Origin of the sequence: Methylosinus sp. R-45379 (genome assembly GCF_001644125.1) — a bacterium.
Classification (GTDB): Bacteria; Pseudomonadota; Alphaproteobacteria; order Rhizobiales; family Beijerinckiaceae; genus Methylosinus.
This window is the reverse complement of the sequence record NZ_LUUM01000246.1, coordinates 16,502-36,789: the sequence shown is the minus strand read 5'-3', so window position 1 is coordinate 36,789 and position 20,288 is coordinate 16,502. Positions and strand designations below refer to the sequence as shown.

Annotated in this window: 18 protein-coding genes; 3 read left to right on the top strand and 15 right to left on the bottom strand. The window is 66.4% G+C overall.

What is annotated here, in order from left to right; genetic code table 11:
• Nucleotides 1-4: 4 nt before the first annotated feature.
• The 15 genes from A1351_RS11110 to A1351_RS11040 all read right to left on the bottom strand — a co-directional run bounded on the left by A1351_RS11110 (nucleotide 5) and on the right by A1351_RS11040 (nucleotide 17,476).
• A complete protein-coding gene (locus A1351_RS11110; protein WP_198162346.1) occupies nucleotides 5-835 on the bottom strand; it encodes a glycosyltransferase family 2 protein in 831 nt (276 codons plus the stop codon).
• A 1-nt stretch (nucleotide 836) separates the two neighbouring features.
• Entirely contained in the window at nucleotides 837-2,126 is a 1,290-nt protein-coding gene (locus A1351_RS11105) for a glycosyltransferase (protein ID WP_064032979.1), read from the bottom strand.
• Nucleotides 2,035-3,108 carry a glycosyltransferase family 4 protein gene (locus A1351_RS11100; protein ID WP_064032978.1) on the bottom strand — a complete coding sequence of 358 codons (1,074 nt, stop codon included), beginning with the start codon at nucleotides 3,106-3,108 and terminating at the stop codon, nucleotides 2,035-2,037. Before A1351_RS11100 ends, A1351_RS11105 begins: the two co-directional genes overlap by 92 nt.
• A complete protein-coding gene (locus A1351_RS11095) occupies nucleotides 3,087-4,541 on the bottom strand; it encodes an O-antigen polymerase (protein ID WP_064032977.1) in 1,455 nt (484 codons plus the stop codon). The genes A1351_RS11100 and A1351_RS11095 overlap by 22 nt, the downstream gene beginning before the upstream one ends.
• Before the next feature lie 5 nt (nucleotides 4,542-4,546).
• Entirely contained in the window at nucleotides 4,547-5,773 is a 1,227-nt protein-coding gene (locus tag A1351_RS11090; RefSeq protein WP_064032976.1) for a glycosyltransferase family 4 protein, read from the bottom strand.
• A gap of 13 nt (nucleotides 5,774-5,786) precedes the next feature.
• Nucleotides 5,787-6,659, bottom strand: coding sequence for a glycosyltransferase family 2 protein (locus tag A1351_RS11085; protein ID WP_036309513.1), 873 nt, complete (start codon nucleotides 6,657-6,659; stop codon nucleotides 5,787-5,789).
• The gene (locus tag A1351_RS11080) at nucleotides 6,656-7,615 is read right to left on the bottom strand and encodes a glycosyltransferase family 2 protein (RefSeq protein ID WP_024880085.1); all 960 of its coding nucleotides are present in this window, start codon (nucleotides 7,613-7,615) and stop codon (nucleotides 6,656-6,658) included. Before A1351_RS11080 ends, A1351_RS11085 begins: the two co-directional genes overlap by 4 nt.
• The gene (locus A1351_RS11075; protein ID WP_064032975.1) at nucleotides 7,609-8,778 is read right to left on the bottom strand and encodes a glycosyltransferase; all 1,170 of its coding nucleotides are present in this window, start codon (nucleotides 8,776-8,778) and stop codon (nucleotides 7,609-7,611) included. The genes A1351_RS11080 and A1351_RS11075 overlap by 7 nt, the downstream gene beginning before the upstream one ends.
• Nucleotides 8,775-10,067 (bottom strand): polysaccharide ABC transporter ATP-binding protein, encoded by a 1,293-nt coding sequence (locus A1351_RS11070; RefSeq protein ID WP_051465408.1) that lies wholly within the window; start codon nucleotides 10,065-10,067, stop codon nucleotides 8,775-8,777. The genes A1351_RS11075 and A1351_RS11070 overlap by 4 nt, the downstream gene beginning before the upstream one ends.
• Entirely contained in the window at nucleotides 10,064-10,930 is an 867-nt protein-coding gene (locus A1351_RS11065) for an ABC transporter permease (RefSeq protein WP_036290925.1), read from the bottom strand. Before A1351_RS11065 ends, A1351_RS11070 begins: the two co-directional genes overlap by 4 nt.
• Nucleotides 10,927-11,553 carry a hypothetical protein gene (locus A1351_RS11060; protein ID WP_024880081.1) on the bottom strand — a complete coding sequence of 209 codons (627 nt, stop codon included), beginning with the start codon at nucleotides 11,551-11,553 and terminating at the stop codon, nucleotides 10,927-10,929. The genes A1351_RS11065 and A1351_RS11060 overlap by 4 nt, the downstream gene beginning before the upstream one ends.
• On the bottom strand, nucleotides 11,550-13,787 hold the full coding sequence (locus A1351_RS11055; protein ID WP_024880080.1) for a polysaccharide biosynthesis tyrosine autokinase: 2,238 nt from the start codon (nucleotides 13,785-13,787) through the stop codon (nucleotides 11,550-11,552). Before A1351_RS11055 ends, A1351_RS11060 begins: the two co-directional genes overlap by 4 nt.
• Before the next feature lie 20 nt (nucleotides 13,788-13,807).
• Entirely contained in the window at nucleotides 13,808-15,298 is a 1,491-nt protein-coding gene (locus A1351_RS11050) for an O-antigen ligase (RefSeq protein ID WP_064032974.1), read from the bottom strand.
• Nucleotides 15,299-15,433: 135 nt separating this feature from the next.
• Nucleotides 15,434-16,792 (bottom strand): outer membrane beta-barrel protein, encoded by a 1,359-nt coding sequence (locus A1351_RS11045; RefSeq protein ID WP_026598760.1) that lies wholly within the window; start codon nucleotides 16,790-16,792, stop codon nucleotides 15,434-15,436.
• A 96-nt stretch (nucleotides 16,793-16,888) separates the two neighbouring features.
• A complete protein-coding gene (locus tag A1351_RS11040; RefSeq protein ID WP_064032973.1) occupies nucleotides 16,889-17,476 on the bottom strand; it encodes a polysaccharide biosynthesis/export family protein in 588 nt (195 codons plus the stop codon).
• A gap of 207 nt (nucleotides 17,477-17,683) precedes the next feature.
• On the opposite strand from A1351_RS11040, the gene A1351_RS11035 reads away from it, so the two are divergent.
• From A1351_RS11035 to A1351_RS11025, 3 genes are all read left to right on the top strand, one after another.
• The gene (locus tag A1351_RS11035) at nucleotides 17,684-18,244 is read left to right on the top strand and encodes a TadE/TadG family type IV pilus assembly protein (RefSeq protein ID WP_064033013.1); all 561 of its coding nucleotides are present in this window, start codon (nucleotides 17,684-17,686) and stop codon (nucleotides 18,242-18,244) included.
• Nucleotides 18,245-18,339: 95 nt separating this feature from the next.
• Nucleotides 18,340-18,825, top strand: a complete 486-nt coding sequence (locus tag A1351_RS11030) for a pilus assembly protein (protein ID WP_245267316.1) — start codon at nucleotides 18,340-18,342, stop codon at nucleotides 18,823-18,825.
• A gap of 20 nt (nucleotides 18,826-18,845) precedes the next feature.
• On the top strand, nucleotides 18,846-20,282 hold the full coding sequence (locus A1351_RS11025) for a TadE/TadG family type IV pilus assembly protein (RefSeq protein ID WP_064032972.1): 1,437 nt from the start codon (nucleotides 18,846-18,848) through the stop codon (nucleotides 20,280-20,282).
• Nucleotides 20,283-20,288: the final 6 nt, after the last annotated feature.

Below are 20,288 nucleotides of genomic sequence, written 5' to 3'. Positions count from 1 at the left end.
GGCGCTACCGGACTTCCTCTCGCTCGGCCTTCTGCGGCGTTGGCGCGATCTTCGTCGTAGAAGTCAGCCGCTTCTCCAACGCCATCAATGCGAGGATCGACTCCGCGACGAGCCGCTGCAGCGCGTAATAGAGGCCGGCGCGGCCGTCGAGAAACAGGCCCTTGGCGAAATAGGCGTAGAGGAAGACGACGATCGGCGCCAGCGGCGGAAGGCTGCGCAGACGGCGGATCAGCGAGGGCGGCTCGTCCGCGTCGAGCCGCTCCACCTCGCGCGACATATAGCGGATTTGCGAGGCGACGAAGCGCGCCGTGGATTTGCGATCGTCATGGGTGATCTTGCCCGCGAGCGTCTCGACCGGACCATCGACGCGCCAGCCCTCGGCATGGCCGCGATCATGGACGGAGAAGCGCCCCTGGCGCAGCAGCACGGCTTTTGGCGGATAGAGCGAACCGCTCAGCGGTCGGCCGAAAATCTCATAATCGAAGCCGATCTCATAGGCCGCGACATCCGGACCCGGCCGCAGCGCGCGCAATTCCTCTATGAGCGCGTCGCCGAGGCGATAATCGGCGTCCAGACGCAATATCCATTCGGTGGCGACGCCGGTCTCTGTCACGGCGAAGCGCCATTGGCTCGCATGCGTGTCGAAAGGCCGCGAGAAGACGCGCACGCGCGCATCGGCGCGCAGGATCGCCAGCGTTCGATCGGCGCTGCCGCTGTCGACGACGACAATGGACCTCGCCCAGCGCAGCCGCGACAAAGTGCGGGCGATGTTCGGCTCCTCGTCATAGGTGAGGAGAACCGGGGTGATCCGATCCAGCAGGGAAGGGCGGGTCATATTACGGGACGCCTCGCATGGAAGATTGCTGTAGCACATCTTCGTAGTGCGCGACCATTTCCGCGGCGACGGCGGTCCAGTTCCATCGCCGCTCGACAGCAGCGCGTCCGCGCCCCCCCATTTCCGCGGCGGCGCGAACGTCCGATGCGATGATCGCGAGGCCGCGCGCGATAGAGCCGGCCTCCGGCGTGACGACGACGCCCGCGCGCTCGGCCGCGACCGCCTCCGCGACGCCGGCCGTGTGGGAAACGACGACCGGCCGGCCATGCGACATCGCCTCGAGAGCGACATTGCCGAAATTCTCATTGAGCGAGACGAGCGCGAGACAGGCGCAGGCGCGATAGAGCGCCGATCGGTCCGGCTCGCCGATCTGCCGCGCGATGATCGTCACGCGCGCGCTAACGCCGAGCCGCGCGCAAAGACGCGCCAGCTCCGCCGCGCGACCATGCTCGTCATTGCCGGCGATGACGCAGCGCAGATCGGGCGTCAGAGCGACGGCCTCGATCAGCGCCGCGAGATTTTTCTTCCAGTCGATGCGTCCGAAGGCGAGGACGAAAGGGCCGCCGGCGATGGCCGCGGCGACATCGCCGGTGATATTCTGCTCTGCTCGCAGGTCTGCGGCGTCGACGCCGTGGCCGATGACGGCCAGAGGCGGCAGATCGAAGCGGAAGGCGCGCAGATCGTCGGCCTCACGCCACGAGGCGAGATGGAGCGCCGCCGCCTCGCGAATGGTGCGGCGCTCGAACAGTGCGATCCAGGCGGATTTGATGAGCGCGCTCTTGGCCCGCACCAGCGAGGCGACCAGCATTCCATGCGGCGAGAGCACATAGGGCGCGCCGTGGCGCCTCGCTATGCGCGCCGCCGCCAATGGCGGCCACAGATAGACGGAATGGAGATGCAGAATATCGAAATCCGCCGCATGGCGTCGCAGCGCCACGCCCATGGCGGGGGATCGGTAGATACGTCGTCCGAGGCCGGTGGCGAAATAGGTGACGCCGACGCCGTCGAGATCGACGCGCGCGCCGAGCGGCGTCGGCGTGACGCCGGGACCATCGACATTGGTCGTATAGACCTCGACCGCATGGCCGAGCGCCGCTTGCGCCTTGGCGAGCCCATGCACAGCGTGGATCGTGCCGCCATAGCGGACCGCCGGCAGATAGGTGGGCGTGACATGGAGGATGCGCAGTCTCGTGCCTCCGTCAGCGTGCCTCGGCGAGGCAGCCGAGCATCGCCTCGAGCAGCCGCTCGCAGCCTGCCTCGACGCGATAGTCGCGGCTCTGCGCGCGGCCATTCGCGCCCATGGCGCGCAGCCGCGCGATCGGCGTGCGCGCGATCTCGCGCAGCGCCCGCTCGAGCGCCGCGGCGTCGCCCGCGGGGATCAACCATCCGTTTTTCGCGGTGACGCGTTCGACCGCGGCGCCGGTCCGATCGCTCGCCAGAACGGGCATGCCGGCGGCCATGCCCTCGATGACGACGAGCCCCCAGCCGTCGTGACGCGACGGCGCGACCAGCACATCGGCGCGGGCGTAGATCTGCGGCAACGCTTCCATTTGAGCGAAGCCGACGCGCTCGATGCGATCTGGAAAGCGCAACGCCAGCCGCTCCACATCCGCGCGCAGCGGTCCGTCGCCGACGAAAGCCGCTTCGAGCGCGACGCCATCGGCGAGCATTCGCTCGAGAGCGGCGATAAGGAGATCGACGCCTTTGCGCGCGATCAGCGCGCCGGAGAACAGGAGGCGTGGCGCGCGCGGCTCGGCGTCGCCGCGCTCGATCGCCAGAAAGCCCGAGAGATCGGACGTATAGGGGAGGTTTCGATAGCGTCGGCGCGGGCCGAACTCGCGCCGATAGGAGGCGACGGCCATCTCGCCCATGCCCCACATTTCGGCGGCGCTCGCATGAAAGGCGCGCATGGCCCAGCGCCGATAGAGCGCGCCCAAGACTGGCGGCGCCTGATAGCCGAAGCGCTCGCCCCAAAATGCGAAAGGATGGCCGGAGGCGAAGCGCAGCTTCAGCAGCCGCCGCACGACTGGATGGCGATAGCCGACGAACACGCAGAGATCGCTGTCGCGCATCCATTGCGCGAGCCGTTCGAAAGGCGCCTCGCCGCAGCAGGCGTGCTCATGCGCCAGCGTCGGCGCGCGCCATTCGCGATCGGGCGCGCGCATGCGCTCATAAATCACACGCAGCGCGATCCGCCCCTCCGCGGAGAGGAGATCGAACAGGCGCGCCTGATAGGGCGAGGGCATGTTGGTCACGATGACGATGGTTCGCACTTCTGCTCGCTATCGTCTCGGGCGGGCGGCGTCGTTGCGCCGGATTGGCCGCTGGATTTCTTGGAGGTGACGAGGCTGACGACCGTCCATGCGAGCACGGCGTAGGTCATCAGAATGATCTCCTGCATCGAGCGCATGCCGACGAAGAACACCATCAGGCCGAGGCAGTAGAGAACGCGGGCGTTCTCGTTGCGCTCGCGCAGCAGCGCCGTCCAGGAGGCCGCCGCCCAGCCGAGCAGCAGCGCGCCGAGGATGACGGCGGCGAGCCCATAGGAGGCGTAGAGCTCGCCGATGATCGAGCTGGACAGAGAGACGTCGGATTTGCCGACCAGCCCCGGCAGGCTGAAGCCGGCGTCGATCGGCTTGTCCGGCCAGAGCGCGCGCGGAATGGGACGCACCAGCACGTAATAAATCTGCTTCCAGCCGACATATTCGACGACATCGGGGAAATAATGAATGATCTGGGCGAGCCGCAGGAAATTATCGTCGACATGAAACTGGCCGGCGAACTCGAAATCCTCGAGGCCGACGTCGCCGCTCAAAAAGCCTTCGAGCCCGACATTGCGGATGAGCAGGATGAATTGCAGCAGGCTCAGCACGCCGACCGCGCCGCCGGCGACGACCGCGGCCCGCACGATGGAGAAGCGCTCCTTCAATATCATCCACAGCAGAAGGCCGGAGCCGAGCATCATGCCGATGATCCGGCGGCCGCCGCTCTGCGCGATGAAGGCGCAGACGATGGCGGTGAGCAGAACGGAAATCCAGACGCGCGGATCGGCCCAGCGCGCCTTGGCGCGCGTCGCCACCAGCACTGTGGCAGCGGGCAGCACATAGCCGAAATAGGCGAGATGATCGATGAAGGCGTCCCAGCCGCCGAGATCTCCGCGCGACCAGGGCGCGCTGAAGCGCGGCTGAAACAGCCCATCGATCATCCGCGCCGGATCAAATCTCGCCGGAATGCCATAGGAGGAGATGCACAGAGCAAAGCAGAGGCAGACGGCGATGAAGGCGTTTTGCGCCGGCAGATCGGCCCGCGCGGCGCGCGCGATCGGCCTCGGCGCTCCGATCGTCGGAATGAGCCGCCCGAGCGGGATGAAGAGGGCGAAGACGGCGATCGTCTCCAGCGCGGCGATCACATCGTCGCGGCCGAGCTCGTCCAGCGGATAGGCGCCCTGCAGCAGATCGAGCAGGATCCAATAGATGATTGCGACGAGGAGAAGATTCTCGGCATGCAACAAGCCGTGCAGCCCCTCGGCCAGACCGCGCATCAGCGGGATTGCGAGCAGGCTCGCCGCCAATGCCGCCGCCGGCAGGAACATGGCGCCCTGCGGCGCGTAGTCGATCGGCGTCAGCGCGACGGCGAGGACGGCGCCGGCGCCGATGATGGCCGAGCCGGCGAGCGCGACGCCGGCGTCGCCGGGAAGCGGGCGCATGCCCGCTAGGCTCCCGCGGCCGCGTCGCGCCGGCGCAGCGCTTCACGCCCGATCTCGCGCAGCTGCCCGATCACCGCCTCGGGCCTAAAATCGGCGGCGCGGGAGATCGCGCGCGCCGACATTGCGGCGAGGCGCTGGGGATGGCGCAGCGCCCAGAGCAGCGCGTCGCGCAGAGATGCGGCGCTCTGATCCGGCAGCAGCAGGCCGCTCGCGCCGTCGAGCACGACGTCGCCGCAGCGCCGCGAGACGATCGCCGGCAGCCCATGCGCCTGCGCCTCGAGCTGGGTGAGCGCGAAGCCGTCGGAATGCGTCGGCAGGACGAACACATGCGCCTTTCGATAGAAGTCGGAGGTTTCGTCGCGCGGAACCTCGCCGAGGAAGCGAATATCGGCATAATCCTTTTGCGCGGCGGCGCCCAGCTCGTCGCGTCCGACGACGAGAAATCGGATCGGCTCGCCGCGCAGCATGGCGGCCGCCTCCAGCAACGTCCGCGCGCCCTTGCGCAGCGAGAAGGCCCCCAGAAAAAGCACTGTGAGCGGATGATCCGCGTCGAAACGCTCCGGGTAATGCAGCGCCGCGCTCGGGCGCTCCGGGCGATACATCAGCGGCGCAATGGCGAGCTTCCCGCGCGGGACGCCTTCGGCGATGAGACAGTCCCGCGCCCAGACGGAATTGACGAGGATCATATCCGCTGTCTCGCATTCCTCGCGCCAGCGGCGCCAATAGGCCTCGGGCGGCGCGTCCGCTCGCGCGCCATAACTTTGCGCCAGCGCGGAGATCAGCGCCGCCTCCTGCGGGCCGCCGTCGATCTGGTTCAATATGGTGGCGAAGCCGCGGCTCCGCGCTGCGCGCAAGCTCTGCGCGGCGGCGTAGCTGTAGCAGAGCGCGACGCCGCCCGCTGGCGCGCGCATCCTTTGCAGCCGGGCCGCGGCGAAACGATCGAAACGCAGATTATCGGCGTGCAGGCCGGACCAGTTCGCGCCCGGCGCCAGCCGCGCGGCGCTCCGCGAGGCGATGGAGGGGAGCGTGTCGGCGAAGACGCACGCGCTTTCGAGCCGCGCCGAATAGCGGGCGGCGAGACGCGGGCTGACGGCGCGCAGCGCGCGGCTCCATGGGCGATCGGGCGGCAGCCAGATATCGGTGACGAGCGCGCGCAGCAGGCCGCGTTCGTGCAGCGCGGCGGGCAGGGCGTAATGCTCGCGCGCGCCGATCTGGCAGACGATCCAATCCATGGGGTCATGCGCGTCAGAAATCGCTCCAGCCTCCTTTGCGCAAGGCGAGCTTGGCGGCGACCGCAGCCTTCGACACGAGGCGCCTGTGCGCGCGCATCCGCCAAAGATGATGCGGGATCATCGCCAGCCCGGCGACGACGCCGCGCCTGCGTCCCATCTGCAGGCAGAAGACGACGCGATTGGCGATCTGCAGCGCCGCCAGCGGATAGAAGCGCGGCGGATAGCGCAGAAAGGCGAGCAGCGCGATATTGGCGATGCTCGCCGCATTGATGCGCGGCTCGGCGTGATGCGCGAGATCGGAATTGTGGAACACGCGCAGATAGGGCGTGAAGACGAGCCGGCGCCCGCGCTCGATGAGGCGTAGCGCCATATCCTCCTCCTCGACGCCATAGGCGAGCGGCAATGGCAGATAGCCGCCCGCCTCGAGGAGATGGCTGTGCCGAAACACAACGCCGCCGCCATTGAAGCCGCTGGTCTCGCGCAGCGCCCGCCGATCCGGCGCCGGCGCTTCGCCGGGATGGACGATCTGCGACGTCGCCAGAGAGAGATCGGGGAAACGCGCGAAAATCTCGCCGGCGCGGGCGAAGAAGTCCGCGTCCATCGGATAGGAATCATCGTCGAAAGCGGCGACGAGCTCGTGGCGCGCGGCCGCTGTCATCCGGTTGCGTCCGCCGCCCGGTCCGACGCTCGTCTCGCTGACGATGACGCGCGCCGCTGGAAAAGCTGCGCGCACCGCATCGGCGCAATCATGCCGCGCAGCGTCGACGTGAACGATGATCTCGGCCGGCGGCGGACGGCAGGCCTCGAGGCGCCGCAGCGTGTCCAATGTCTGCGCGATGCGCGCGAAGGCGGCCACTGTCGCGGTGATCTGTGGCGGCTCGCTCATCGTTCCGCCCATCCGGCGACGATGCGGGCGAGGCCTTTCGCGCGCCCGCGCAAAATCTCGCGCGAGAGCGGCCCTGCGGCGCCGAGCAGCCGCAGCGTCGAGCCGAAAGATTCGAGAATTGCGTAGGCGACGATGAGCGAGAGCGCATGCGCGCGCGAGCGCCCGAGCGTGCGGCGAAGGATCATATAGCGATTGAATATGTCGTCCTCGGCGGCGATCCGCGCCGAGACGCGCCCGCCCGCCGCATGAAAATGCGCGATGCGCGCGCGCGGCGCGAAATAGAGCGCGCCGAAGCGGCGCAGCTTCAAGGAGAGATCGACATCCTCGCTCATCGTGCAGCGATGCAGGAAGAAATCCGAGAATCCGCCGGTAGCGACATAGGCCGAGCGGCGGATCATCGCTGTTGCGCCACCGATCCATTCGCTCTCGGCGATGTCCGCCGGCGCCGGCGAGAAGCCGTAGCGCAGCAGCGGGCCGATGACGCGCCCTTGCCATTCGCCCTCGCCAAAGCCGAGCAGGCGGCGCAGCACGAAACGCCAAACGCGGGTCGGCGGCGGCCAGCCGTCATTGCTCATATTCGCCATCACGCCGACGCTGTCGGCCCGCGACGCGAGCGCGTGGGCGAGCTCCGCGACGCAATCTTTCTCGAGCGCGACATCGTCGTCGAGCAGCAGCAACAACGCTCCCCGCGACGCGTCGATCGCGGCGCGGCGCTGCCGCACCGCATTGGGCGGCGAGACGGCGAGGAAGCGGATTGCGAGGCCTCGCGCGCGCCAGAGCGGGTCTTCGGCGACCGCGCGCGTCTCCGCGTCTCCGCCGCCATCGGCGATGACAATCTCAAAAACGCCGAGCGTCTGCGTCGCGAGGGATTCGAGAAGCCGTCGCAGCGATTGCGCGCGGCCATAGGTCGGCACGATTGCGCTTATGCGCGGCGCGGTCTCGCGATCCTCTAGCATCGGGCGTCCTCGAGCCCGAGCGCCGCCGCGAATTTTGCCTGCGCGTCTCGATAAGAGAAATCGCGGTCGCCGGCCGCGCCGGCCGTCGCGCCGAGGCGTTGGCGCAGCAGCGGATCGTGCGCCAATGCGGCGAGCGCCGCGGCGAGCGCCGCCACGTTGGGCGTCTCGACATGCATCAGCGCGTCGTCATTGGCGCGCGACCATTCCGCCGCCGTGCAATCGGGCGGGCCGTAGAGAACAATGGGCAGGCGCGTGAGCGTGTAATCGACGAGCTTGCTCGGAAAGGAGAGGCGCATAGCGGGCCGCTCATCCTCGAAAAAAGAGAAGGGAAGAAACAGAGCGTCGGCGCGCGCCGTCAGCTCGGCGAGAAAATCTTGCCCCGCGACCATGCCGCCGATGATCGTCGAGGCGTGGCAAAGGCCGATGGATCGAGCCGCCGCCGCGGTAAGCGGGCCGAAGATCAGCAGGCGCCCGCCGATGGCGGCCATGGCCGCTGCTGCGTCGCGCAGCGCCGCCGCGAGGCCCGGCCAATGGACGCTGCCCGCGAAAGCGAGCGTGAAGGGACGATCCGGCCGCGCTTGTGGCGCCATCGCCGTCGCCTCGCGCGCACGGAATGGCGGCAGCACATCGCCCGGCGCGCCATAGCGAGCGGCGTATTCCTCCGCCATTCGCGCAGAGATGCAGAGCCGCGACGCCGCGCTGCGATAGACGGCGCCGAAATAGCGATCGCGCGCGCGTTCATGCGCCGGGCTGCGCAGAGCGGTGCGCCGCCAATCGTCATGCATGATGAGATGCAGCGGCAGGCCGCGCCGCGCCGCGAAGGCCGCCGCCGCGCGCCAGGAATGATGCTGCCCCACTGTGACGATGGCGTCCACGCGCCAATCGCCGACGCGCCGCTGCACGCGCGGCGCGTCATAGGCGGCGAAGCGCTCGACCGCCGCCTCGAAATAGGACGCAAAGCGCGTGAATTGCAGGCGCGGCGGCTTGCGCGTCAATCCCGCATAGCGCACGCCCGGCAGGCGGCGGGCAGGGTCCGAGGGGCCGAGATAGCCCTCGACGATCCGCAGATTTTCGGCGGGCCACGACTCCAAGAGCCGATACAGAAACAGCGAGCCGTGACAGGAGCGCTCGACCGGCGCGCAGCCGCAATAGAGGAGATTCATGCGCGTCTCTCGTCGAGCCGTGCGAGCTTGGGCGGCGTCGTCGAGGGCAGGGCGACGAAGCCGAAGCCGAAGGATTGCTTGAAGTCCCAGCTGCCGCCGCCGACGTTGGAGAACGGCGTCTCGAAGGCGAGCGCCTCATAGACCTGATGATCCCAATTCACCATCGTCACCGCGGTGGCGACATCGATGCAATATTGTCCCGAGGCGAGATGGATCGGCGCCGCCTCTATCGTCAGCTCATAGCAGCCGGGCTCGGCGGGCAGCGACATGGCGTCGAAATGGCTCAATGACCAGAGCGCGATGCGCGCGCGCTGCGCATTGGCGAGAAACACATCGACGGAGAGGCCCGGCGTTCCATCCGTGTCGAGAATAATGCGCAGCCGCAGCGGCGTCCCCGGCAGATAGACGCGCGTCGGGCCGTCGTCGCCGATCATCTCGACCGAGCGTATGCGCGTATGCGCGCCGGCGCCCCAATCATGCTCGGCCTCGTCGGCGCCGCCGTCCTGCTGCAGCCTTCCATAGGCGGCGATGGCCTCGTCCACACTGCCTTGCAGCACGAGCCGTCCGCGATCGAAGACGAGGCCGCTCGTCGCGAGACTCTTCACCGCCGCGAGATTATGGCTGACGAGCAGAACCGTGCGCCCGCCTTTGCGCGAGACCTCGTCGATCTTGCCGAGGCATTTTTGCTGAAAGCGCGCATCGCCGACGGCGAGCACCTCGTCGACGACGAGAATGTCCGGCTCGAGATGGGCGGCCACGGCGAAGGCGAGGCGCACATACATTCCGCTCGAATAATGCTTCACCGGCGTGTCGATGAAGCGCTCGATCTCGGCGAAATCGACGATGGCGTCGAAGCGCTTCGCAATGTCGGCGCGGCGCATTCCGAGAATGGCGCCGTTGAGAAAAATGTTTTCGCGGCCGGTGAGCTCGGGGTGAAATCCCGTGCCCACCTCCAGCAGGCTGGCGACGCGGCCCTCGAGCGTCGCGCGGCCTTCCGTCGGATCGGTGATGCGCGAGAGGATCTTTAGCAAAGTGGATTTGCCGGCGCCGTTGCGGCCGACGACGCCGACGATTTCGCCCTCGGCGATTTCGAAGGAGACGTCGCGCAGCGCCCAGAAACGCGTGTCCGCCTCCGCCGCGCGCGCGCGGCCGCGCAGCCGCTCGAAAGGCGCCGCGGCGGCGTCCACTAGCGCCTCGCGCAGCGTGCGATAGGCGCGCGCCGGCGCGCCGATGCGATAGAGCTTCGACACGCCTTCGGCGCGGATGGCGATTCCGCCTCTACGCATCATACGATATCCGCGAAGCCGCGCTCGACGCGCGCGAAATAGGCGACGCCGAGGCAGAAGATCGCGAGCGCCGAGGCGCCGGAGATGACGACGCCGCTGATATCCGGCGGCGATCCGATGAGCGCGTGGCGGAAGCCGTCGATCATGCCGGCCATGGGATTGAGGAAATAGAGCCAGCGCCATTCTGTGGGAACGAGGGAGACCGGATAGGCGACCGGCGAGGCGAACATCCAGAATTGGATGAGAAAGGGCACGACATGGCGAAAGTCGCGATAGGCGACAGTGAGCGCCGACAGCAGCACGCCGACGCCGAGCGCCGTGATGACGACGCCGAGCACGAAGAAAGGCGCTGCGAGCTGGCTCCAGCGCAGGCCGACGCCGTTCCACGCCATGACGGCGAAGAGCAGCAGAGCGGAGATCGCGAGATCGACGAGCGGCGCGCCAGCCGTCGACAGCGGGATCAACAGGCGCGGGAAATAGACCTTGGTGACGATGTTGGACGAGGCGACGAGCGAAGCGCCCGCCGTCGGCGCGACATTGGCGAAGAAGGTCCAGGGCAATAGGCCCGCCAGCGCGAAGACGGGGTAGGGCGCGCCATCGGACGGTAGGCCGGCGAGACGTCCGAAGACGATGGAGAGCACGATCATCATCGTCAGCGGCTGCAGCAGCGCCCAGGCGGCGCCGAGCGCGGTCTGCTTGTAGCGCAATTTGAGATCGCGCGCGGCCAGCACATAGAGCAGCTCGCGATAGGCGAAGGCCTCGCGAAAATCATAGAGGCGCCAGCCTGGTCGCGCTTCTATGATCGTGATCGGCCTGCGCGCGTCGTCGCGCATCGAGGCCGAGGCGCGCTCGTCCATAGGGCTCATCTCTCCCTCGGCGTGGGCGCGAGGCCGATCTCGGCGCTGATCGTCTCGCCCGCGGCGCCGGCGCGCAGCAGCGCCTCGCGTATCTCGGTCTTTGTCTGCTCCGGCGAGAGATAGACGATGGAGACGAGCGCCTCGCGATCGGCGCCGGCCGCGCCCTCCCATCCGCCGAGCAGATCATCGACGATGCTGCGGCGCGCGGCGGCGGAGAGCTGCGGCCAGAGCGGAACGGCGAAACCGGCGCGCCGCGCCATCAGCCAGCCTTCATTGCGACCGACGAGCGCCGACATGAGAAGCGCGCGCTCGACCTTCGCCATCGGCTCCTCGGTCTCTAATCCGGCCTGCGCGAAAGCGAGCCAGGCGCCGCCGGAGAGTGGGGCGCGCGTCAGCAGATTGCGCGATCGCTCGCGCCGCTCCTCATCGCTCGCGCCGGCGTCGAGCTCGAGCAGCCGCGCCTGCGCCAATGTTCCGACCAATGGATCGCCGAGGAAAGGCGCGAGAGTCTTTCGCGCGGTCTTCGCCTCGGCGGAAAGATCAGCGAGGCCGAAGGAAAGCAGCCGCGCGGCCCCCGCCATGGCGGCTACACAGATCGCGATGATGACGACGGCGGTCACGATGCGGCTCATTCGGCGTAGTATTTCTTGTAGTAGCGGCCGCCGTAATAATAGGAATAGGCGTGCTTGCCGTATTTCTGCGCCTTGGAGTCGATCACTTGATTGAACACCACTCCGGCGACCTTCTTATGACCGGACAGACGCTCGATCGAATGCGCCACCATCTCGCGCGCCGTCGATGACCAGCGCACGATGAAGATCACCTTGTCGACGAGATTGGAGATGATGAGCGGATCGACGACCGGCCCTATGGGCGGGGTGTCTATGACGATGAGATCGAATTGCTCGCGCAGGCTCGCGACCAGCGTCCGCAGCCGCTCGGACAAGAGCAGATCGGGCGGGTTCTGCGTCTTGCCGCCGGCCGGGAGAAACCAGAGCTTCAATGTTTCATTGTAGACGAGCGCCGAATGCAGTTCCGCCGCGCCGATGAGACAATCGACGAGGCCGAGCTTCTTATCGGCGCCGAAATAGCGTGACGCCGAGGGACGGCGCAGATCGCCGTCGATGACGAGCACTTTTTGTCCCGATTGCGCCGCCGAGCCGGCGAGCGCTATGGCGAGCGTGGATTTGCCCTCGCCAGGGATGGTCGAGGTGAATTGCAAAACCTTGGGCGGATTGTCGACATCGCTCATCTGTATGGCGCTGCGCAGCGAGCGCAGCGCCTCGCTGAGACGCGACAGCGGCTTGGCGAGCGGATATTCGGGAATGGAGACGACGGAGCCGTTCACCGACAGCTCGCGCTGATCCATGCGCGAGATGGAGGCGAGCAGCGGCAGAGCGAGAAAATCCTCGATCTCGCGCGGCGTCGCGAAGCCGGCGTTGAACATCTCCAGCGCATAGGCGCCGAGCGTGCCCGCCATCAGGCCGAGGACGAGAGCGACGAGCATGGATTGAAGCGGCTTGGGCGAGGTCGGCGTGACCGGCGCCAGAGCCGGCGTGATGATGCGGGCGTCGCGCGCCTCGAAGGTCGATTGCTCCTGCGTCACGCGCTCGCGCTGCAGAAAATCCTCGAACAGGCTCTTGTTGACGGCGGCGGTGCGCTCCAGCTCGCGCAGCGTTATGGCTTTCGTATTGTCGAGATCATTGGCGCCGGTCACTTCCCGCAGCGTCTTCTCGATCGCCTCCTGCCGCGCCTTGGCCAGCTCGTGCTCATTGCGAATATTGGCGGCGAGGCGCTGCGACTCGGCGGCGATGGCGCGATGGACGTCGGCGATCTGCGCGCGCAGATTGACGACGGAGGGATGGCTCGGATTGTAGCGCGCGAGCAGCTCCGCCTCCTGGCGCGAGAGATCGCTCGCCTGTCGGCGCAGCTCCGCGCTGGCGCCGCTGGAGACGTCCGGCAGCTGCGCTATGCCGCCGCCGCGCGCGTCGAGCTTTTGCAGCATGTCGAGCCGCGCCTTCTTCTCGGCAGTCTCCGCCCGCGCCTGCACGAGACGACCGTTGAGCTGGGCGAGCTGATCCTGATTGAGCGTCGCGCCGGGCGTGGAGCCGCTGAGATTATTCTCGGCGCGAAAGCGCGCCACCGCCTCCTCGGATTCGCGCAGCTGCTGACGCAGCTCGACGAGGCGATCGGACAGCCAGGCGGAGGCGCGCCGCGCCGCCTCGAAACGCGCGTCCAGCTTGTCGACCACATAGGCGTCCGCGATCGCATTGGCGAGATTTGCGGCCTTCTCCTTGTCCGCGGAGGTGAAGGAGACGTTGATCACATAGGCCTGGCCGGCGCGCGCCACGGCCACCGCCTGCTTGACGTTCTCGACGGTGGCGACCGTCTCGGGAGAGCCGCCGAGCGCGGAGGCGACCGTTCTGGCGGGTGTCTGCGGCGTATTGCGGGAGAGCAGCTCGCGCAGGCGGTCGAGGAGACCGCCGCCGCCGACGCGGGTCCGCGCGCCGAACTCCGCATCCTCGACGAGCCGCTCCTTCTCCACGACGCGGCGGAGCAGCGCACTGGATTTGATGATGGCGATCTGGCTCTCGATCGTCGGCAGATCGAGCGCGGCGTCGGTCATGATCGCGTCCTGCCCGCCGGCCTTCTCCTTATGCGGATCGAGCAGCAGCTGCGCCGAGGCGGTGTAGAGCGGCGTCGTGCGCGCCGTTTCGACGGCGGCGACGAGCAGGAACAGCGCCGTTACCCCGGCAATCAGCTTCCACTGACGCCAGACGAAATTGACATAGCCATGGATGTCGAAGCCCGTTTCCGCTTCGGCTGGCGCGGGCGCCTCCCTTTGTGTCTCGAGACGTTTCAGCATCGAATGCGTGTTCCAGCGGGCTAGTCGGAGAGAGAGATGCGCGAGCTTTCGGCCTGCGCGACGCCTGCGCCGAGAATGGCCATATAGGTGAGCGCCACGGCCTCTATCTGAACGCCGAAATCGACGAGAGAATGGACGCCGACGAGCAGCGAGCAGGCGGCGGCGGCCGCCGCCGGAGCCGAGGCCCGTCGCCGCGTCGCCGCGCCGATGACGCATTTCGCCGCGAGCCAAAAGAGCGCGCCGACGAGCGCTGCGCCGAAGACGAGACCGAGCCCCAAGAATGCCTCCAAATAGGCGTTATGCGCCTTGTCCCATATATCGGCCGTCGGAATCGAACGGTCGCGATAGAGCGGAAACAGCGTGGCGAAGGCGCCATAGCCATAGCCCAGCAGCGGCGTGTCGAGAATGGCGCGAAGGGTGATGGAGAAGACGGCGAGGCGCCCGCCATCGTCGAGGCCGGAGTCGAGCGTGCGACGGACGATGAGATCGCCGAAATAGAAAATCGTCGCCGAGAGCCCAGCGACGACGAGCGCGACGGCTCCAGCGTTTTCTCCGCCGCGCCGGCCGCGCGAATAGGCGAGGGCGAGCAGGGCGCCAGCGCCGAGAATCGTCGCCAGAATGCCGCCGCGCGACACTGTGCCGAGCAGAGCGACGAAGATCACGAACGCAGCCGCGAGCAGGAGCCAGCCGCCGAGGCCCGCCGCTTCCAGCCGCCGCGCCAGCCGAGCGGCGAGCGCGCCCGCTTCGCGCGGAGCGTCTCGGTCAGCGAGCGGAATGAGGAGCGCGAGCGTCGTCACCAGCCCGATGCCCGCATAAGTAGCGAAATTATTGCGGTTGACGAAGGTGGAGCGCACGAAAAGGCCTTGCGCGGGGGCTTCGAAAAACGGAATCGTCGCCGAGACGAAGGCCGAGAGAAAGAGCCCATAGGCGGCATAGGCCGCCACGATGACCGCGATCGTCCACAGCAGAAAATGCGCGCGATGCGAGCGGCGCGACAATTGGAGCGCCAGCCAGAAGACGCTGGCCGCCGTTACGAGGCGGAGCAGGAAGACGAGCGTCTGGCCGCGATCGACCGAGATCGCGCCGTCGAGCGGCCGCTCCAGCGCCTCGCTCGCCATGCTCCAGATCGGATGCGCGAGCGCTCCAGAGGCGAGCGGGGAAGCCTGGACGCAAATCCACAACAGCGCCGCGCTGAAGAGCGCCGCCGGACCGGCGATGGCTGTGATCGATACGGCGTGGCGGCGGCCGGCGAGCAGGACGCCGAGCTCGAAGAGAATGACCAGCGCCGGAAAATACAGCCCGTTCACGCCCCAAGCCGGCAAGCGATTGCCGCCGAGCCAAAAGGGCGCGACGGCCAATCCGGCCACGAGGCCGAGGAGGAGAAGCGCCTCGAAGCCGCCTTCCCCCCATAGATCGGCGAAAAATCCGCGCGCCGGCTCGCGGGAGCTTTCGGTCGGGAGCGAGGACTCCCGCGAAAAAGGCGCGAGCTTCTGCAAGAGGCGCTTGTCCATGCTGCCGCCATCGGGGTGAATGCGGCGCTTTTCACCCCAAAGGCGCGGTTGCGGAGGGGAGATCATATCGCCACGAATGAGGGCGGGTCGAGGCCGGGGCGACTCATGCGCGACCAGCTCTTTGGCGCGGCGCGCTCAATAGCGATAGGTTACGCCGGCCGACACGACATTCTGCGTAAATCCCCAACTCGCCGTGGAATAGCCGATGGCGCCGAAGACGCCGCTGACATTGGAGCTGGTCTTCTGAAGCTGATAGTCCAGCGAGATCGCGATGTTGCGCCAGAATGTGTAGCTGATGCCGCCGCCGGCCGCCCACACGGTGTCGGCGCGCGGCGAATTGGTCCAGCGCGTCTCGCCATAGCCGCCGCGCGCATAGGCGGTCCAGAAGGGAGAGATGGCGTAATCGATCTGCAGCTTGGATTGCGTGTTGAGCGTCGCTGGCGACCATTGGCCGAGACGGCCCGCGAGAGCTGTCGGCGCGGCGGCGGCGGCGAGCATTTGATCGACCGTCGCGGTCAATGTCAGATAGGGCGTCGGATAATAGTGCAGCCTTGCGCCGAAGGCGGGTTTGGTGACCTCGCCACCGGGAAAATTCTGCACGCTGGACTGGCTCTGATAGCCCCCATAGACCTCGCCACGGAACAGGCCGATGAGATCCGAGCCGAGACCGCCGACGATGCGATAGCCATTGGTGTCGGAGATCGAGTTCTCATAGCGGCGCAGATCGAGCGTCGGCTCGACGAAGCCGTAGAACATCGGCGAGAGCCACATTCCGCCGCGCAGCGTGGCCGTGTAGCTCAGACCGTTCTGCACGTCGCCGCTCGCGGCCAGCGAGCCGATCGGCCGGCTGTCATAGGAGACATATTGGACGCCGGTCGTCGCGCGCACGAACCAATCGGAAATTTTCTTCTCGACGGCGACAGAGCCGGAGAACTGATTGGAGAATTGCTGCGAGGCCGACACTGTATAGCCGGTCGGAACGGTGACATTGGGCGCCGTGGCTCCGAAATTGGAGCCGAACAGACCGCTCTGCCGCGTGTAATCGGCGGAAACATACACGTTGAGGTCGCTGAATGGCGACCAAATGTGATTTATCCCGGCGCGGCCGGTCACATTGGTGGGGTCGACATCGATCGTCGGCGTCGGCGACAGCCGAAATTGCGCGCCCAATCCCGGATAGAATTGCGCGTCGGCGCTCACATAGGCCGTGGATTTGTGCAGGCCGTTGTCGAGGCCCGCCTGGACCGACGGCCGCACGCGCACGCCGACGGCGGAGCGCCGATCAGTGGCGGTCGAATAGATATTGTCGTTGAAGACGGAGCCGATGAAGAGGGACGGATAGACGATCCAGCCGTCGATCGCGAGGCCTTCCTCGGGACTGGGACCCATGGCGGTGACGCCGGCCGGAATTTCCTCGCCGCGGGCGACGGAACCGGCCGAAATTATGAGCGCGATCCCCGCCGCGACGCCATTCGGCAGCAAATTGCTCTTCATAACGCCCTCTCGAAGGCGTTCAGCTTGTAAGTGAAACGCGCCCGCAGTCAAGCCTGCGCCCCTTAGTCTCTCAGGGCGAGAGGCGGGGCGGGGCCGTCAAAAATAGCGCTCCGGCACGCGCACGAGATCGCCGGGCAGCACGGGAATGGTGGGCGCCAGCGGATATTCCTTGAACCCTTGCTCGCCCACATGCTGGATGAGAACGGTCGATCTGCTGGCCCGATAGGTCGAGCCGCCGGCGAGCGCTATCGCGCTCATCACATTGAGTCCGCTCTTGAACGAATATTCGCCGGGCTTGCCGACCTCGCCCATTATGTAGAAGGGACGAAAGCTCGCGACATCGACTGTCACCTTGGGATTGCGCAGATACTCGCCGCGGAATTTTTTCGCCAATTCCTGTTCGAGCTGCGGCTTGCTGAAGCCGGCCGCCTTCACCGTGCCGGCCAGCGGCAGCGAAATAAAGCCGGCGGGGTCGATCTCATATTCGCCTGAGAGGCGGTCCTCGCCGAAGACGGTGACGCGGATTTTCTCGCCGGGCTGCAGATTCGGCGCGGTGGTCGCCGCAGTGCGAATCAGCGCCTCGCGCTCCTCCGCCGACACAGGACCGAGATTGGAGCCGCCGTCGCACCCCGTGAGCAGGAGAGAGAGCGAGAGGCAGAGGCCGGCGGAACGGAAAAACGACATCGATCTCGTATGTCCTCGTCCTGAGATGGCGCAAAGCCGCAGTAGATAAGTGCCCCGTGCGCGGCGCGTCAATACGAAGGCTCTGGGCGCTCGCTCCTCGGGGGCGAGCGCCGAGCGTGCGCCCGCCGCAGGCGCCGTAATAGCCGAGCTCTGGTAACTCTTTGTTTGTCGGCTACGGTCATGCTGCGGCAGGGAGCGAGAATCGGCATGCGCAGCGAGGACATCGACGAAGGACCGGCGAAGCCGCGCACCCGTGGCGCGGGGCTGCTCGCCTGTCGTCGGGGCGCCGCGATCGTCGAATTCGCCTTCATCGCGGCTCCGCTGTTTGCGATTCTGATCGCGATCTGCCAAGTCGGCGTGGTGTTTCTCGCGCAGCAGGAGCTGGAATCCGCCGTCGAGAAATCGGCGCGCATGCTTCTTACCGGCGCGGTGCAGAAGGGCGGACTCAACCAGGAGCAATTCACGACCAAGGTCTGCGGCGGACTGACGGCGCTCTTTACTTGCACACAGCTGATCGTCGATCTGCAGACGGCGAGCGCTTTCGCCTCTGTCGATACTTCGGCTCCCGTCCTCACCTATGATTCCAGCGGCAATGTCACCAATAGCTGGAAATTCCAGACCGGCGGCGTCGGCAGCGTTCTCGTGCTGCGCGTGATCTATCAATTTCCTGTCGTCGGTGGACCGCTCGGATTCAATCTCGCCAATCTGCCGAATGGCAGGCGTTTATTGATGGCGACCGCCGTATTCCAGGTCGAGCCCTACTCGTAAACATCGGAGCAGGCCCATTGCGAATGCGCTGTCTCAGTCGCTTAACGTCGAACGCCGGCCGGCGCGCCGGCGCGCTTCGGCGCGACGAGCGCGGCATGATCGCGGTCGAATTCGCGCTGATGATCCCGATCGCCGTGCTGATCCTCGTCAGCGAGTTCACGCTCGGCGAGGCGATCAGCATCAGTCGCAAGGTGGCGATCACCGGCCGCACGCTGACCGATCTCGTCGCACGTCGCGCGAGCGTGTCCACCGCCGATCTCACGACGATATTGAACGCCTCGACGCAGATTATCGCGCCTTTCTCGACCGCCAATCTGACGATCGTTCTCGCCGAGGTCTCGACCGATGGGAGCGGCACGAAGGTCGATTGGAACGAGCCCTTCCACACCACCAAGCTCGTCGATGGATCGCCGTTCGTTCTTCCCGCGGGCATGGCGCAGCTGGGCACATCGCTGATCTACGCCTATGTGCGCTATGACTATACGCCGCCTTTCGGCGCCAAGATGATCCCGGCGGTGCCGATCCGCTACACATTCTACATCAACCCCCGCATCACCTCATCCGTGCCCCGGGTGAATTGAACGAAATGGCCGCGCGACGCATGATGATGTTTCGGACTCTCGGCAAATTCTTTGCTCATCGAGGAGGCAATGTCGCGATCATATTCGCGCTGACGGCGATTCCTCTGATGATCGCCGCCGGCGGCGCCATCGATTATGCGAACGCCGGGCGCATCAAGACGCAGCTCTACGCCGCGGCCGACGCCGCCGCGCTCGCGGCGACGACGCCGCCAATGATGCTGAAGTCTTGGACCGTCGCCCAGGCGGCGGCAAGGACGATGTTCGCCGCTCAGATGACGCAGATCACGCGAGTGACCTATGACGCCGCCAGTCTCACGGTCGACGGCGGCGACGATCCTGCGCCCGGCTCCATGACACGCAGCGTGTCAGTCACTTATACGACGAAGGTGCAGAACTCTTTCGGCGGCTTCTACGGCTTGCGGACATCGAACATAACGGTGACCGCCTCGGCGACCGCGACGACGGCGCGCAATATCGATTTTTATCTGCTGCTCGACAATTCGCCGTCTATGGAGCTGCCCGCCACACAGGCGGGCGTGACAGCGATGAACGCCTTCGGATGCGCCTTCGCCTGCCATGAGAAGAATGTCAGCGACAATGAATATTCGACGCCTTATCCCGGCTGGGGGACGATCGACAGCTATGCCTACGCAGAGAACAACGGGATAAAGCTGCGCATCGACAATGTTCGGGACGCGGCGAAGAGCCTCGCGACGACCGCGCAATCGACGATGGCCTCCAATGGCGCGACCTATCGCCTCGCGGCCTATAGCTTCAATTACGGCGTGACGATGATGCAGAATCTCGTCCCGACGACGCGCGGCAATGTGAGCGTCATCCAGTCCAATATCGGGACGATGACGCCGCCGCTGATGGATTCGAACAATGTGCTCGCGGCCAATATGTCGTACACCTATCCGACCAGCAGCTCGACCTACGATACGGTCACGACCGGCGGCGCGTTGAACACCAATGACGCGATGACCGATCTCAATCAGGCGCTCACCAGATTGAACTCGACCATGCCGGCGCCCGGCAGCGGCGCCCGCGTCGCCGGCGACAAGCCGCAGGAAGTGCTGATGCTCGTGACCGATGGCGTTATCGATGCGAGCTATTATTCCAGCGGAACCTGCACGACTTCGCTGAATTGGAACTATTCGAACGCCTATGGCTCGTTTTACCGTTGCTTGCAGCCGGTCGACACCTCCTTCTGCACGACGATCAAGAACCGCGGAATTCGGATCGCGGTTCTCTACACGACCTATTATCCCGTGCCGAGCAATGGCTTCTACCAGGGGACCGTCGCCACCTTCGCATCGCAGATCGCCGACAATATGAAGAGCTGCGCCTCTTCCCCCGATCTCTTCTTCGAGGTGAACACGGGCGGCGACATCAGCTCGGCGCTGTCGACCCTGTTCTTGAACGCCGTTTCCTCCGCCTCGCGTCTCACGCAGTAACGGCCG